1 rRNA gene is annotated in these 454 nt (G+C 60.6%); it reads right to left on the bottom strand.

What is annotated here, in order from left to right:
* Positions 1–454, bottom strand: a 16S ribosomal RNA gene (locus M6G53_RS25090); the annotation flags it as partial.

Below are 454 nucleotides of genomic sequence, written 5' to 3'. Positions count from 1 at the left end.
ATGAGCGGACTACTTGGGTATCTAATCCTGTTCGCTCCCCACGCTTTCGAGCCTCAACGTCAGTCGCGGTCCAGCAGGCCGCCTTCGCCGCCGGTGTTCCTCCTGATATCTACGCATTTCACCGCTACACCAGGAATTCCGCCTGCCCCTCCCGCACTCCAGCCATGCAGTTCCAAGGGCAGTCCCGGGGTTGGGCCCCGGGCTTTCACCCCTGGCTTGCATGGCCGTCTACGCTCCCTTTACACCCAGTGAATCCGGATAACGCTCGCCCCCTACGTATTACCGCGGCTGCTGGCACGTAGTTAGCCGGGGCTTCTTAGTCAGGTACCGTCTTGCTTCTTCCCTGCCGATAGGGCTTTACATGCCGAAGCACTCCTTCACCCACGCGGCGTCGCTGCATCAGGGTTCCCCCCATTGTGCAATATCCCCCACTGCTGCATCCCATAGGTGGTCA

This window comes from Serratia nevei, assembly GCF_024160145.1.
Classification (GTDB): Bacteria; Pseudomonadota; Gammaproteobacteria; order Enterobacterales; family Enterobacteriaceae; genus Serratia; species Serratia nevei_A.
This window is presented reverse-complemented; position numbering and strand designations above follow the sequence as displayed.